The following is a 14,988-nucleotide window of genomic DNA, read 5'->3' as shown; positions in this document are numbered from 1 at the left end:
CAAGTCAATGAGGCCGTTGGCGGTCGGGTTCCGTTCAAGGAGTTGTTCACCCAAGTCAATGAGGCCGTTGGCGGTCGGGTTCCGTTCAAGGAGTTGTTTAGGAATGTTAAAGAAACTGTTGGCGGGACTACTTCCATAGGATTTTATTACAATGCCATCAATTTCTATCAATTTTTTGGCGAAGAACCATGGATAGAACAAAAGGTTGCAAAACGCGCCTTTGATAGAGCTTCAGGTTATCATTCTTCTGAAGGGCTGAAAGCACTCGCTGATCGATTTCGCAGTGATTACAATACTTATACAAAATATACTGATATTGCATGTTGTGGGGCAAGTGGATTGATTACGGGTATCGGTATATCTCTTGGTTTGATTTTTGTTTATCCAGTGGTGGGAGGTTTTTGGGGGGCAATCAATTCTGGTATACCGGGTGCTCTCAAAGGGCTGGGAAGTGGTCTATGGAACGCCGTTACTTTCCCATACCGCAATACACAGAGAAATATTCGACGATTGAATAACCAACAGAATTCCAGCATTTGGGACTTGACCTCTTTAGATTGGCAACAACTTAAACGAACTAAGTTCAATCCTTGGGTAGCTCAAGGGAAATCAGATTCTCAGGAAAATAAAGTAATTGAAATCGATAAGTCAAGTATGAACAAAACTGAGAGCTATAATAATATACTTACTCAACTTCAACATGAAGAAAATGATTCCCAATATTCTTCACTTCATCATGGTTCTGATGATGAGCAAATAGTTATACCCTTATTTGTTGATCAAAATGGTATTTCTAATTCCCAAGCGCATCATCATGATAATGGAACTATAGAGTTTGACCATGGCAATAACCAAAAAAATTTGGGGGTGGGATAACTGAATTTTTGATCACTAAAAAATCTGGATTGCTTACCGAAAAATTACTTTCTCAGGGTATCGAAGTGATTCATTTACCGCTTTGTGTTGCTGCCTGTTTGTTTTAAAGTCTATTTTTTTATTCCCAGATTGTAGGTTACAATTTTTCTTAATTTATTCATGATGAATACATCATGCATTTAAAACAGATAAAACTTGCAGGCTTTAAATCCTTTGTTGAGCCAACAGCAGTGCCTTTCCCCAGTCAATTGGTTGCGGTAGTCGGGCCTAATGGCTGTGGCAAATCAAATATCATAGACGCCGTGCGCTGGGTAATGGGCGAGAGTTCCGCAAAAAATTTGCGCGGCGAATCCATGGTGGATGTCATTTTTAATGGTTCCTTAAACCGTAAACCAGTCGGACAAGCTTCTGTGGAATTGGTATTTGACAATACGCTTGGACGATTGGGAGCCCAGTATGCGAATTACCAGGAAATTTCTTTAAAACGGGTGGTGACCCGCGATAATGAAACCGCTTACTACTTAAATGGGTCCCGTTGTCGCCGCCGTGATATTCAGGATATTTTTCTTGGCACAGGCGCTGGAGCGCGCGGATATGCCATCATCGGCCAGGATATGATTTCAAAAATCATAGAAGCAAGGCCTGACGAATTAAAATATTTTTTTGAAGAAGCAGCGGGGGTTTCCAAATACAAAGACAGGCGCCGGGAAACATTGCAGCGTATTGGTCATACACAAGAAAATCTTGCCCGTCTTTCAGACATTCTTGAAGAATTGCAAAAGCAGATCGCGCGCCTTGAGCGCCAGGCAAAAGCAGCGCAACGCTATAAGGCATTAAAGGAAGAGGAGCGTTTATATAAAGCAGAGATACTGGCCTTGAAGTGGAATGCTTTAAAACAAGAAGAGGATGCTTGTGAACATGCTTTAAATATCCTGCTGCTGCAAGAAGACGGGCATCAAAAAGATTGGATGCGGCTGGAGAATGAGCACATTCAAATACAAACCCGGTGTGATGAAAAGCAAAATCAGTTGCAAGATGAGCAAGCTTGTCTTTATCAATTGGGAAAAGATATCGCCAAACTGGAAGAAGTATTGCAGCAAAGGCAGCAGGAGCGGCAAAGGCTTCATGAAGATTATCAGCAAGTGCAAAGAGAAATTGAAGCTGTTACCCGGCAGCTGCAAAGCGATCAAGATGCGCTGAAGCAAAGCGAAGAAAGCTTTGAGTATTTGCAAAAAGATCTCCAGGAAAAAATTCTTCTCCTCCAGCAGGAAATAAAATCACTGCAAGCAAAAGAGCAGCGGGTAAACGAGCATAATGAGCAGTGGCAAAGGTTACAAACATCCATTCATAAGGCGCAACAGAATGCAGATTATGAAAAGATGCGGTTAACCGGCTACCAACAAAGGCAGCAGGAAATTTTAGTGCGCCATGAAAAACTTAACTGTGAGTTGAATGAAATTCAAATTGATGAACTGTACTCAGAGTTAAGAGAACTGGAAGCACAGAAAGAGAAAGTTTCTGAAGAACAAAGCCAAGCATCAGCCATCTATCGGCAGCTTGAAAAAGAGCGCTCAGATCTACAAAAAACCATTGCCGCTCTTGATGAGGGGCTCAGGCAGCTTCAGATTGACATTCACGGCTTAAGTACCGATCATGCTGCAATGGAAGCAGCCCAAAACGCTGCCTTGAAAACGGCTAATGAAGCATCTCATCATCCGCTCTGGCAAAATTATCCGCGGCTCGTCGAAGTCATGGCTGTTTCTGAACCGTGGCTGCCTGCTTGTGAATGGGTTCTTGCAGAATGTTTGCACGCCACAGTAGTGGATTCGCTTTCAGCCGTGTTTGATAAGTTATCAGATTTCCAGGGCCAGGCTCTCACTTTTGTGACTGAGAAAGCCGGTATTTTCACGCCAGATAACTATCCGCTTTTAAGCGATAAAATAACAGGGCTTATGCCTGAGTGGCAGGTCGTATTGCAAGATGTTTATACTGCTGAAACGCTTGAGGAAGCAAGAAGCTGGCTGCCAAATCTTAAGCCTCAGCAATCTGTCGTGACACTTGATGGGTACTGGCTTGGTCATGGATGGCTGCGTTTTAGGGATTTGGCTGCCCAAAAAAAAGAGGGATTTCTTTATCGTCAGCAGGCGCTTTTAGCGCTCAAACAAAAACTCGATGACGCAAGGCGCCGGTATGAATCCTTGATTAAAAGCCGTGAGCTTTCACATGCTGAGCTGGCAAACCAAACCATGCAGGTGGAGACAGCGAGAGAAACATTATCTGCCAAAAAAGAAGCGTTACAGATTTTAACTGCCACCATACTGAATAAGCAGCAGAATTTAAAACAGGCTGAAAGCCGTAAAAATCGCTTAAGCGAAGAACTGCAGGATTTGCAGGAACAAACTGAAATTATTGCCGAAGAGATAACACTTGCGCAAAAAAAAATAGCCGCAGCCCATGACTCTTGTGCTTATCTCAAAGAACAGCAGCATGGACTATATGAAGAAAAGAAGGGGCTAGAAAGCGAATTGAATAAAAGCCGGCAATCTATGGAAGCCCTTCGGCAACAATCGCATCAAACTGAGCTGAAACTCGCTGAAGAAAAAATAAAAATTAAGCAGTTACAGGACAACCTGCTGCGCGAAGAGCAACGGAGCCTGCGTTTAAAGGAGCGGTTGCAAGCCATAAGCGGGCACCTGGAATCGATGGATAATCCAAAAAACGATGTTAAACCTGCACTTGCTGATTTACTTTTACAGTATGCAAGGCTTGAAGACGCAATAAGCCAAAAAAGGCAGGATCTTTCCGATTTGCAAGACATTCAGTCTAATATCGCAAGGCAGCTAAGGCAGGCAGCTGCGGAGGAAAAACAGCTTAAAGAACATATTCAGCAGTTTAAGATGCAAAAACAAGCTCTCCATATCCGGCGCGAAGGATTAAATGAATCGTTGGCAGAATATGAGATCAAGGTACCGGAGTTACTGAGCTCACTGCCTGCGGGGTTAACCGTCGAGCAACGCGAAGAAGCGTTAAGTCATATTAAAAATAAAATTAATGCACTGGGCGCTATTAATCTCATAGCTATTGAAGAATATCAGGCTGAATTGCAACGGCAGGAAGAACTGAAGAGACAGTATCAGGATTTACAGGAAGCGCTGATGACCCTGGACGCCGCAATAACCAGGATGGATAAAGAAACGGAAATGCGGCTTCGAGATACTTTTACGCAGGTGAATACAGCTTTTCAATCCCTTTTCCCCCGTCTCTTTGGAGGGGGGCGTGCGCTCTTGGAATTAACGTGCGATAATCTCCTGGAAGCAGGCATACTGGTGATGGCTCAACCCCCTGGAAAGCGAAACAGCACCATTCATATGCTTTCCGGAGGCGAAAAGGCAATGACCGCAGTTGCTTTGGTTTTTGCTTTTTTTCAATTAAATCCAGCCCCTTTTTGTATGCTGGATGAGGTAGATGCGCCACTGGATGATGCTAATGTGCGGCGTTTTTGTGATCTGGTCAAAGAAATGTCACAATTTGTACAGTTTTTATTTATTACACACAATAAAATTACCATGGAGCTGGCTGATCATTTAATTGGTGTAACCATGCGGGAACCAGGGGTGTCGCGCATTGTCGCGGTGGACGTTGAACAGGCCTTATCCATTGTGAAATAGGAGTTTAAAAATGCAGGAAAACTGGAGTTTGATTCTTAATACCCTGTTGTTGATTGGCGTGATTATAGCCATTGTTCACATGATAAAATCCAGGCGCCATCCAGCCAATTATGCCAAGCAGACTCCTGTGTTATATGCGGATAATCCTCAAGATGAGATTATTGCAGTACGTAAAATTGAACGTAAGGAAACAAACGAGGAAATGCCCTTGATTAAGCCCATAGAGCATCAAGAAAAACGAGTTGCCGCCCCTCGGCAACCGGAAGAAATAACCAGGGAGGATCGGGGTAACGCTGCTGCCGAGCTTATGATGTTTCTTCTGGCGAAGCAAAACCGGCAATTGGCAGGATATGAACTGCTCCAGACTGTACTTGCAGCCGGTTTAAGGTTTGGTGAGGGACATTTATTTCATCGCCATCAGCATATCAATGGCAAAGGCCCAATATTGTGCAGCCTGGCTGCAGCAACAGCCAGCGGTGTGTTTGATTTACAAAATATTGGTGCCTTCAGTGTTCGCGGCTTGTGCCTTTTTATGCGGATTTCCGGGAATGCAAGCATTGATGAAGAGCGTTTTGCCATCATGCTTGAGACCGGCAAAAAACTAAGCGAAGGCCTTGACGCTCATTTGCTGGATGACAGGAAAGAGCCCTTGAGTGAGGAAAGCCTGAAACGTTACCGCAGGCAGATGAATATTTCTGGCTGTCAAACAGACTGTGTTAGAGCCTGATTAGAGCCGGCTTTCGATATTACTGGTACAATTTGGCAGAAAAGTGTGATGCGAAAGTTTGCCGGATTGAGCAACCGCTGTAATTAAAAGGTGAAGTCTAATGAATTTATATGATGTGGCCGCGGCACTCAATCTTGAGAAGCCTCTTTATAATTTCCCATTGACCGGGATTTGCATTGATAGCCGGCAGGTTAAGCCGGGCAACTTGTTTTTTGCCATCCGGGGGGAGCGCTTTGACGGTCATGATTTTATTGATGAAGCGGTTTCCAAGGGTGCTGCGGCAGTGGTTTGCAGCAGAGAAAATGTTAATCCTGTTTTTCAACTTAGAGTCGCGGATACTTTAAAGGCATTGGCGGATCTCGCGTGTGCCCATCGCCGCACCCTTTCTTGTTCGATTATTGCCTTAACAGGGAGCAATGGTAAAACCACAGTCAAGGAGATGATAGCTTCCATATTGCCTAAACCGTCTTTTGCGACTCCCGGCAATTTGAATAATCATATTGGGGTGCCGCTTAGTGTTTTACAAATTAATCCAACTCATCGCTATGGGGTCTTGGAGCTTGGAGCAAATCACCCCGGCGAAATCGCCCATACCGTTGCCATCGCAAAACCGAAGGTAACCCTCATCAACAATATTGCGCCCGCCCATGTAGAGGGATTTGGCTCAATTGAAGGTGTTGCCCGAGCAAAAGGTGAGATTTATCAAGGGCTTGATTCGGACGGCACTGCAGTTATCAATAATGACGATGATTATCGCGATTTTTGGAATGAGTTGTTAAAAGGCAAAAAGACACTGCGTTTTTCCAGGCAATCTTCTGAAGCCATCCATGCCCGTGATATCGGGTTTAATGATGATGGACAGGCACGTTTTAAATTGGTGACCCCCGCAGGCGAAGCCAGCATACAACTTCAGGTTGCAGGCATGCATAATGTAAGCAATGCCCTTGCTGCCGCGGCCTGTGCCCATGCTTTGGATATACCTCTGGCCGATATAGCAGCCGGATTGTGCCAGTTTAAGGGGGTATCCGGCCGCATGACTTATCGCCAGGGAATCAATCAATCATTGATTATTGATGATACTTATAATGCCAATCTGCGTTCAGTATTAAGCGGGCTTGCGGTGCTTGCTGAGCGTAAAGGGCGCCGTATTTTTGTATTTGGAGATATGGGCGAGCTCGGGGAATACACCTCTGCCCATCACCAGGAAGTCGGCGTTGAGGCGCGTCGACTCGGAATCGATTCCATGTTGACCGTCGGTGTCCATAGTGAATTAAGCAGTAAGGCATTTGGGGCAGGAGGAAAACATTATTCCTCACAAAGCGAGCTGGTAAAGGAATTGCTTCCATATCTGGATTGCGAAACCACCGTCTTGGTTAAAGGTTCTCGTTCTTCTGCAATGGAAAAGATTGTGCAGCAGATTATAGGCTGAGAGAGGGTGATTGTGCTATCCTTGCCCCTTTTGTGAAGCCCGTCGATTATTGAATTATTAAGGGGTACAGCAGATGCTTTATTGGTTGACGCAATTGCTACAGGGACAGTATCACGCGTTTCGAGTATTCCAGTATTTAACTTTCCGCTCAATTCTTGCAGCATTAACGGCCTTGCTGGTTGGGCTTTTTTTTGGCCCCTATACTATCCGGTGGCTTTGCAGATTGCAAATTGGGCAAATGGTACGGGATGATGGGCCAAAATCGCATTTATCGAAAGCCGGAACTCCTACCATGGGAGGAGTGCTGATATTGCTGGCCATTACGGTCAGTGTTTTGCTTTGGGGCGATTTGCAGCAAAGCAGTTTGTGGCTGGTATTGCTGGTAACTTTAGGATTTGGCCTGGTTGGCTGGGTGGATGATTATCGAAAACTGGTTTTAAAAAACAGCCGCGGCTTGCCCAGCCGGTGGAAATTTTTCTGGCAGTCGACGATTGCGTTTGCTGCCGTTTTGTATCTATACAGCCAGGCTTCATTGCCGGTGCAAACGCAATTGACTGTTCCCTTTTTTAAAAACTGGTTGATTGATTTAGGTGTTTTTTTTCCTATCCTTGCCTATTTTGTCATTGTTGGCAGCAGCAATGCTGTTAATTTAACTGATGGCCTGGACGGTTTGGCCATTATGCCCATTGTGATGGTGGCAGGCGCGCTGGGTATCTTTGCTTATGTGGCGAGCAATGCCGTATATGCGCATTATTTGGCAATTCCTTTTGTTCCCAACACTGAAGAATTAACCATATTTTGCTCGGCTATAGTCGGAGCAGGGCTTGGTTTTCTCTGGTATAACAGCTATCCCGCACAAGTGTTTATGGGGGATGTTGGCTCTTTGGCCCTGGGTGCCGCGCTAGGCATTGTGGCTGTGGTCGTACGCCAGGAACTTGTGTTGCTGATTATGGGCGGATTGTTTGTTATCGAAACCCTGTCAGTTATTCTCCAAGTAGGCTATTTTAAATATACCGGGGGCAAAAGGCTTTTTCGCATGGCTCCTTTGCATCATCATTTTGAGTTAAAAGGCTGGGCTGAACCAAAAGTTATAGTCCGATTCTGGATCATGACTGTCATTTTTGTGCTTTGTGGTTTGGCCACATTGAAGTTACGCTAAAGAATGGGTTGATCTCAGTGAGGACGCTATGAATTCTCCGCTTTATTTGGTTGTGGGTTTAGGTAAGACAGGTTACTCCATTGCCCGTTATTTGCAACGCCGCAATAAGCCTTTTGTGGTATTTGATACAAGGCATGATCCGGAAAATTTGCAGGATTTTTATACATCCTTTCCAGGCGTGGATGTATTCTTAAGCAAATTTCCAACAGAGCTTTATAAACATCTGCAGGCGATTATTGTCAGTCCCGGTGTTCCGCTTGAAGAGCCTTTTTTACAGGAAGCGCGGGCAATGAACATCCCGGTTTACGGAGACATTGAATGCCTGGCAAAAGAGATTAGCGTACCAGTCGTTGCTATAACAGGTACCAATGGAAAATCCACAGTAACCACATTGGTTGGTGAGATGGCCAAGGCTTCTGGGTTAACTGTCGCTGTAGCAGGAAATATTGGTTTGCCCGCCCTTGATATTTTGGACGTAGGCGCCCCCTATGATCTCTGGGTTCTTGAACTGTCAAGCTTTCAGCTGGATTTAACCTATTCATTATCCCCAGCCGCTGCTGCCATCTTGAATGTGACCCCGGACCATCTTGACCGGCATCATAGTTTTCAGGCCTATGTTCAAGCAAAACAGCGTATTTACAATCAGGCTGAAAAAATTATTTATAATCTTAATGATCCAACCACTTTTCCGCAATCAGAGCAGTCAAAGAGAGCTCATTTAATCAGTTTTAGCCTTGAAGAACCCAAGGATGGGCAATGGGGATTGCGTCAGCGGAATAATGAGATCTATCTGGCAAAAGGAAAATCACTTTTGTTATCGACTGAGGCTTTACGCATTAAAGGAAGGCATAACTGGCAAAATGCCCTGGCAGCCTGTGCTTTGGCAGATGCGGTGGGTATTGATTCCAAACATATGGTTGATGTTCTGCAGCGTTTTCCAGGCCTGCCCCATCGGAGTCAATGGGTTCGTACGCTTAATGGCGTTGACTGGGTTAATGATTCAAAAGGAACAAATGTCGGGGCAACCGTATCGGCTATTTCTGGAATAGGAGGTTCCATGCAAGGCAAAATCGTTTTGATCGCAGGCGGCAGGGGAAAAGGAGCTGACTTTACAGAGCTGCGCCAACCGATGGCTGATTATGTACGCACAGTGGTTTTGCTGGGTGAGGATGCCGATAAGATACAAGCGGCCATTGGCGATACAGTCCATGTTCTCAGAGCGCCGTCCCTGGCTCAGGCCGTGAAGCTTGCTCAGGCTGAGGCGCAACCTGGAGATGTTGTATTGCTGTCGCCGGCCTGTGCAAGTCTTGATATGTTCCGTGACTTTAATCATCGCGGTGATGATTTTATTGCCGCAGTCAATGCCTTGTGAACAATATGCAGCCCCGGCATTTCACCATCTTGGGTAAACCGACGCATAAACCGCTTGCGCTTTATGATAAGTGGCTGATTGCGGCTGTATTTGGACTTATCATCCTGGGATTGATGATGGTGGCGTCCAGTTCAGTCATGATCTCGACCAGGAATTATCATCAGCCCTTCCATTTTCTGATTCGCCAGGTTTGCTATCTGGCAGCCGGATTTTCAATTTCTCTGATTGTGGTACGTACCGACAGCAGCATCTGGGAAAAATTAAGCATCCCTTTATTATTGGCTTGCTTATTGCTGTTGATGGCTGTATTGATTCCCGGTATTGGCCGCATGGTCAATGGCAGCAGAAGATGGCTGGCTTTAGGTCCCATCGGCATCCAAGTGTCTGAGCTTGCCAAAATCGCCATGATTTTTTATGTGGCGGGTTATCTTGTCCGCCAGAGGCAGGTCTTAAACAACAACGTAATGGGATTTTTAAAACCCATGATGATTCTAGCCGTTTTTTCCCTTTTTTTGCTGATGGAGCCTGATTTCGGGGCAACTGTGGTTATTACCAGCACGGTTATGGCCATGTTGTTTTTAGCAGGAGTCAAGCTTCGGTATTATGTGGGACTATTAATCCTGATAAGCGGCAGTTTTATCGTTTTAGTGATTTCATCTCCTTACCGTTTGACACGTCTAACCGCTTTTTTAAATCCCTGGGCTGATCAATTCAACAGCGGCTATCAACTCACTCAGTCTCTGATTGCTTTCGGACGCGGCGGATGGTTTGGCGCTGGTTTAGGCGATAGTGTACAAAAATTATTTTATTTGCCCGAAGCTCATACGGATTTTTTATTTGCTGTGCTGGCAGAGGAGCTTGGTTTCTTTGGTATTTTATTGACTTTGGCTTTATATAGTATACTGGTTTTTAGAGGATTCATCATTGCCTTTCAGGCATATGAGCAAAACCGCCTGTTTGCGGCGTATACAGCCTATGGCATCACATTCTGGCTGGGATTACAGGCTGCTATTAATATTGGGGTCAATGCCGGGTTGTTGCCAACAAAAGGGTTAACCCTGCCCTTCATGAGTTACGGCGGCGCCAGTATGATGGTGTGCGTGGTGGTCGTTGCCTTATTGCTGCGCATTGATCATGAAAATCGCTGGCAGGCTTTGGGACTTCGCACTTAACTAAAGCTTGCTTTATTTTTGGGAGACGCTGTGAACAGCAAAAAACATTTTATATTGCCCCGAATGGGTCGGGTTGAACATATTCATTTTGTGGGCATTGGCGGAGCCGGCATGTGCGGCATAGCAGAAGTGTTGCACAATGAAGGCTATCATATTACAGGCTCCGATTTGGCAGAAACAAGAGCCGTTCAATATCTGCAAAAGTTAGGCATACAAATTAAGATTGGGCATCGCATAGAGAATATCATTGGCGCTGATGTGGTTGTTCGGTCTACTGCTGTGGATGATGCAAATCCGGAAGTCGTGGCCGCCCGTCAGCAAATGATACCGGTCATTCCCCGGGCAATGATGCTCGCGGAATTGATGCGGTTTCGCCAAGGTATTGCCATTGCAGGCACACACGGGAAAACCACAACTACGAGCCTGGTCAGCAGTTTGCTGGCAGAGGGCGGTTTGGATCCAAGCTTTGTCATTGGCGGCAAGTTAAACAGCTCAGGCACAAATGCCCAGCTTGGCAAATCAGCCTATTTTGTTGCCGAGGCGGATGAAAGCGACGCTTCCTTTTTATTTTTAAAGCCGACCATGGCGGTCGTGACAAACATTGATGCTGATCACATGGGAACCTATGGAGATGATTTTAATCGGTTACGGAATACTTTTTTAGAGTTCCTCCACCACCTGCCGTTTTACGGCTTGGCAGTTGTTTGTATTGAAGATCAAGAGATACGGCGTATTTTACCGGCGATTCAGCGGCCAACGTTAACCTATGGTTTTGCAGAAGAAGCGCACTATCGGGCAGAAAACTGGATGCAAAACGGGTTATTAAGCGAATTTATGGTACGAAGGCCTGCACCTCATTCTCCATTAAAGGTCAAATTTAAAATGCCCGGCCGCCATAATGTGTTAAATGCTCTTGCCGCTATTGCGATTGCCACGGAGCTTGGAGTTGATGGAGAATCCATTGTCCGGGGTTTACTGACATTCCAGGGCGTTGGCAGGCGATTTCAGATGCTTGGCGAGCGTCAGTTTGGGCGTGGCATGGCGCTGATAGTGGATGATTATGGTCATCATCCAGAGGAAATTAAATCGACCATCCATGCTTTTCGTTCTGTTTGGCCGAATAAGCGCTTGATTCATGTCTTCCAGCCGCACCGCTATACCCGCACTCAATCGCTTTTCCAGCAATTTGTTAAAGCGCTTAAACTGGCAGACGAGTTGCTCTTACTGGATATTTATTCTGCAGGTGAATCGCCAATCTCGGGGGTGAGCAGCGCACAACTGGCAGATGAAATCCGTCTGGAGTTTCCGAATGTCACGCTGGTCTCTGAAGCGAATCTGGAACAGGCTCTTGAAGAGAAAGTGAGTGATGGCGATGTGATTTTAATGCAAGGCGCTGGCAGTATCGGCCAGATGGCCATTAATTTAACCCAAAAAATAAGAGAGTCTGCGTGAGCATTGGAAAAACAACAGAACCAATCGGTTTGAAAGGCCAGTTGTTATTTAATTTGCCGCTGGCTGATTATACTTCATGGCGGGTGGGCGGACCTGCAAAGGCCATATACAAACCTGTCGGAATAACCGATCTTTCCGGTTTTTTAAAACAGTTGCCTCATGAAGAGCGGTTGCTTTGGCTGGGGCTTGGCAGTAATACGCTTATCAAGGACGGCGGCTTTAACGGCACAGTTATTTTAACCCAGGGTTGCCTTAAGGAAATCAGTCTTTTATCTGAAGATACCATACGGGTAGAAGCGGGGGTATCATGCGCCCAAATGGCACGCTTTTGTGCCCGAAATGATCTGATTGGAGGAGAGTTTTGGGCTGGAATTCCAGGAACCATGGGAGGCGCGTTGCGCATGAACGCGGGGTGTTTTAATGGCGAAACCTGGCAATCGGTGATTGAAGTGGAGACGATGACCCGGGATGGAGAAATTCATCGCCGCAAAGCTGATGAATTTCAAATTTCCTACCGCCATGTCTCGGGTTTAGGTCCTGACGAATGGTTTATTGCGGCCAAGTGCCGACTGAACCGCGGTAAAAAGGAACAATCTTTACAATTGATTAAAGAACTGTTGGCGCGTCGGGCAGAAACACAGCCTACCAATGAATATAACTGCGGCTCGGTTTTTAGAAACCCTCCGGGAAATCATGCTGCGAAATTGATAGAATCTTGCGGTTTGAAAGGCAAGCGGATTGGCAGTGCCATGGTATCACAAAAGCACGCTAATTTTATTATCAATGATCAGGGAGGGGCGACGGCAAAGGACATAGAATTGTTAATCAATTGCGTGCAAAAAGCGGTTTTTGAGCATACCAGCATAGAGTTGATTCGTGAAGTACACATATTAGGAGATGAACCATGCCTGACCGTCTCACTCTAGCGCTTCTTTATGGCGGAAAATCAGGAGAGCATGAAATATCACTGATTTCGGCAGCTTCCGTACTGTCTAATCTGGATCCTTCCCGTTTTCATGTAATTCCAGTGGGCGTCGATAAGGAAGGCTTTTATTTTATTAATCAATATGAAGATTTGTTGTCTTATGGCAGCCCTTTGCCAGTCAAAACCAATCATTCAATGCCCCTGCCAAGTCTGCTGACTGACGGGAAGTTCGCAATTCAGGCCGATGTGATATTCCCCATGATGCATGGTCCTCTATACGAAGACGGCTGTTTGCAAGGTCTCCTTGAACTGGGTGATATCGCTTACGTTGGCTGCGGCGTTCTGTCTTCAGCAATTGGCATGGATAAAGACATTGCAAGGCGGATTGCTTGTACAGGGGATGTTCGCTCTACCAGGTATCGATTACTTCCATGGCATATTCAAGGCCAAGACCTGCATCAGTTTTGTGCGGATATTGCAAATGAATATCAATGGCCATTATTCGTAAAACCCTGTGCGATGGGGTCGAGTGTAGGCATTCATAAAATTTCGAATATGGATGAGTTATTGACAGCCATTGATGACGCAAGACGATATGATGAAGAAGTATTGATTGAAGAAGGCATTCATGGCCGGGAAATTGAACTGGCGGTTTTAGAAAATAACCTTGACCCTGCATCACCTAAAGTCAGTATTGCCGGTGAAATTCGCGTGAATCATCAGGATGGCTTTTATTCATACAATGCAAAGTACCTGCAAAGTGAAAAGACTGACTTACTGGTTCCTGCTGAACTGAATGACTCTTTAGCAAAACGCCTGCAGCATGCAGCGGCTGATATATTTGTTCGATTAAAATGCAAAGGCATGGCTCGGGTGGATTTTTTTGTGGATGAAAAAAAAGATAGAATTTATTTCAATGAAATTAATACACTGCCTGGATTCACTTCCATTAGCATGTATCCAAAGCTATGGCAGGCAAGCGGAATAAGCTATCAGTCCTTATTGAGTGAGTTAGTGGACAATGCCCTGTTGCATCATAAAAGACGTCAGCAATTGAAAACGAGTTACTGATGGGTGCAATTGACAGTGAGGATTGCCTGATACGTTAAAAACATTCTTTTGCCTCTCGGGCGCCATTCATGGCGCCCGAAAAGCTTGACAAGCAAGCTACATTGCCAATCACATATTGCTATTATCACATGATGACTTAAAGAGATGACTGGATGGGTGATAAAAAACGTTTGCATGATACAGGTCTTTTAATTTTATTGTGCACGTGCGCTCTGTTGCTGCTTATGCGCATCGGCTATTTATTTTTAGCAGACCCAGAGCGTTTCCCCATTAAAACTGTTAAAATCAGTGCTACCTATCAACATATTACCCGTAAACAAATTGCAGAGATACTGGCAAGCTATCTGGATAATAGCTTTTTTTCTCTGTCTGTCAACCGCCTGCGTCAGGATCTGGCCGCCTTGAACTGGGCAAAACAGGTAAGCGTTGAACGGGTTTGGCCTGACACGCTAAAAATTATATTGGTGGAGAAAGTCCCTTTTGCGGTATGGAACAATAGTTTGATGACTGCCGGGGGTGAACTTTTTCAGGATAATGATCCGCAATTGGCTGCCAGGTTGCCGAGGCTAAGCGGTCCGGCTCATCAACAGTCAGATGTCTTACAAATTTATCAAAAATTAAGTAAGCTATTAGCATCATATGGTTTACAAGTTGCATCGCTAGATTTACGTGACAATCAAGCTTGGGAGCTGATATTGGCAAACAATATTCAGTTGCGTTTGGGAAAGCGTGATTTGGAACAACGGGTATTGCGCTTTTGCAAAGCTTACAAGGCAGGCTTTGCGGAAAAGCCAGAGCAATTATCCAGTGTTGATTTACGTTATGCACATGGAATGGCGGTACAATGGAAACAACAAACGGGAAGATAATGGCAAAAAAATCAGAAAAAAATATTATCACTGGTTTGGATATTGGTACCACCAAGATCGCAGCTTTAATTGGTGAAGTAACCGCGGATGGTGTGATTGAGGTGATCGGCATTGGCCGCCATCCTTCCCGCGGCCTCAAACGTGGTGTGGTAGTTGATATAGAATCTACTGTGAATTCAATCCAGCGTGCAGTCCAGGAAGCAGAGCTTATGGCGGGTACGGAAGTTCGCAGCGTATATACTGGAATCGCCGGCAGCCATATCCGAAG

The 14,988-nt window shown here is 45.3% G+C and carries 11 protein-coding genes and 1 pseudogene; all 12 read left to right on the top strand.

The genetic code is table 11. From position 1 onward, the window contains the following. Positions 1 to 876, top strand: an 876-nt coding sequence (locus tag Llon_RS11525) for a hypothetical protein (protein ID WP_162261937.1), incomplete at its 5' end; no start/stop codon positions are given. Between the two features lie 173 nt (positions 877 to 1,049). After that, on the top strand, positions 1,050 to 4,544 hold the full coding sequence (gene smc, locus Llon_RS02045; RefSeq protein ID WP_058528417.1) for a chromosome segregation protein SMC: 3,495 nt from the start codon (positions 1,050 to 1,052) through the stop codon (positions 4,542 to 4,544). Between the two features lie 10 nt (positions 4,545 to 4,554). Further along, positions 4,555 to 5,271, top strand: a complete 717-nt coding sequence (locus tag Llon_RS02040; RefSeq protein WP_058528416.1) for a cell division protein ZipA C-terminal FtsZ-binding domain-containing protein — start codon at positions 4,555 to 4,557, stop codon at positions 5,269 to 5,271. 100 nt (positions 5,272 to 5,371) lie between these two features. Continuing rightward, the gene (locus Llon_RS02035) at positions 5,372 to 6,700 is read left to right on the top strand and encodes a UDP-N-acetylmuramoyl-tripeptide--D-alanyl-D-alanine ligase (protein WP_058528415.1); all 1,329 of its coding nucleotides are present in this window, start codon (positions 5,372 to 5,374) and stop codon (positions 6,698 to 6,700) included. A 73-nt stretch (positions 6,701 to 6,773) separates the two neighbouring features. Then, the gene (gene mraY, locus Llon_RS02030; protein WP_058528414.1) at positions 6,774 to 7,859 is read left to right on the top strand and encodes a phospho-N-acetylmuramoyl-pentapeptide-transferase; all 1,086 of its coding nucleotides are present in this window, start codon (positions 6,774 to 6,776) and stop codon (positions 7,857 to 7,859) included. 28 nt (positions 7,860 to 7,887) lie between these two features. Further along, the gene (gene murD, locus Llon_RS02025; protein WP_058528413.1) at positions 7,888 to 9,231 is read left to right on the top strand and encodes a UDP-N-acetylmuramoyl-L-alanine--D-glutamate ligase; all 1,344 of its coding nucleotides are present in this window, start codon (positions 7,888 to 7,890) and stop codon (positions 9,229 to 9,231) included. 5 nt (positions 9,232 to 9,236) lie between these two features. Then, positions 9,237 to 10,403 (top strand): putative lipid II flippase FtsW, encoded by a 1,167-nt coding sequence (gene ftsW, locus Llon_RS02020; protein ID WP_058528412.1) that lies wholly within the window; start codon positions 9,237 to 9,239, stop codon positions 10,401 to 10,403. Positions 10,404 to 10,466: 63 nt separating this feature from the next. Then, complete coding sequence (murC, locus tag Llon_RS02015) at positions 10,467 to 11,855, top strand: UDP-N-acetylmuramate--L-alanine ligase (protein WP_412754030.1); 1,389 nt, start codon at positions 10,467 to 10,469, stop codon at positions 11,853 to 11,855. Further along, the gene (gene murB / locus Llon_RS02010) at positions 11,852 to 12,781 is read left to right on the top strand and encodes a UDP-N-acetylmuramate dehydrogenase (protein WP_058528410.1); all 930 of its coding nucleotides are present in this window, start codon (positions 11,852 to 11,854) and stop codon (positions 12,779 to 12,781) included. Before murC ends, murB begins: the two co-directional genes overlap by 4 nt. After that, positions 12,760 to 13,851 carry a D-alanine--D-alanine ligase family protein gene (locus Llon_RS02005; RefSeq protein WP_058528409.1) on the top strand — a complete coding sequence of 364 codons (1,092 nt, stop codon included), beginning with the start codon at positions 12,760 to 12,762 and terminating at the stop codon, positions 13,849 to 13,851. Before murB ends, Llon_RS02005 begins: the two co-directional genes overlap by 22 nt. Positions 13,852 to 14,003: 152 nt before the next feature. Next, positions 14,004 to 14,720, top strand: coding sequence for a cell division protein FtsQ/DivIB (locus Llon_RS02000; RefSeq protein ID WP_058528408.1), 717 nt, complete (start codon positions 14,004 to 14,006; stop codon positions 14,718 to 14,720). After that, a pseudogene (locus Llon_RS01995) lies at positions 14,720 to 14,988 on the top strand (cell division protein FtsA); the annotation flags it as partial. The gene Llon_RS02000 and the pseudogene Llon_RS01995, both read left to right, overlap by 1 nt.

Source organism: Legionella londiniensis (assembly GCF_001467825.1).
Lineage (GTDB): Bacteria > Pseudomonadota > Gammaproteobacteria > Legionellales > Legionellaceae > Legionella_A > Legionella_A londiniensis.
Note: the sequence above shows the minus strand (reverse complement) of the source record. Positions and strands in the feature narration are given on the sequence as shown.

What these genes read in the sequence shown, in the direction of transcription:
- mraY (WP_058528414.1), top strand. Translation starts at nt 6,774, where the DNA reads ATGCTTTATTGGTTGACGCAATTGCTACAGGGACAGTATCACGCGTTT.
- Llon_RS02005 (WP_058528409.1), top strand. Translation starts at nt 12,760, where the DNA reads ATGCCTGACCGTCTCACTCTAGCGCTTCTTTATGGCGGAAAATCAGGA.
- smc (WP_058528417.1), top strand. Translation starts at nt 1,050, where the DNA reads ATGCATTTAAAACAGATAAAACTTGCAGGCTTTAAATCCTTTGTTGAG.
- Llon_RS02000 (WP_058528408.1), top strand. Translation starts at nt 14,004, where the DNA reads ATGGGTGATAAAAAACGTTTGCATGATACAGGTCTTTTAATTTTATTG.
- ftsW (WP_058528412.1), top strand. Translation starts at nt 9,237, where the DNA reads ATGCAGCCCCGGCATTTCACCATCTTGGGTAAACCGACGCATAAACCG.
- murC (WP_412754030.1), top strand. Translation starts at nt 10,467, where the DNA reads ATGGGTCGGGTTGAACATATTCATTTTGTGGGCATTGGCGGAGCCGGC.
- murD (WP_058528413.1), top strand. Translation starts at nt 7,888, where the DNA reads ATGAATTCTCCGCTTTATTTGGTTGTGGGTTTAGGTAAGACAGGTTAC.
- Llon_RS02035 (WP_058528415.1), top strand. Translation starts at nt 5,372, where the DNA reads ATGAATTTATATGATGTGGCCGCGGCACTCAATCTTGAGAAGCCTCTT.
- Llon_RS02040 (WP_058528416.1), top strand. Translation starts at nt 4,555, where the DNA reads ATGCAGGAAAACTGGAGTTTGATTCTTAATACCCTGTTGTTGATTGGC.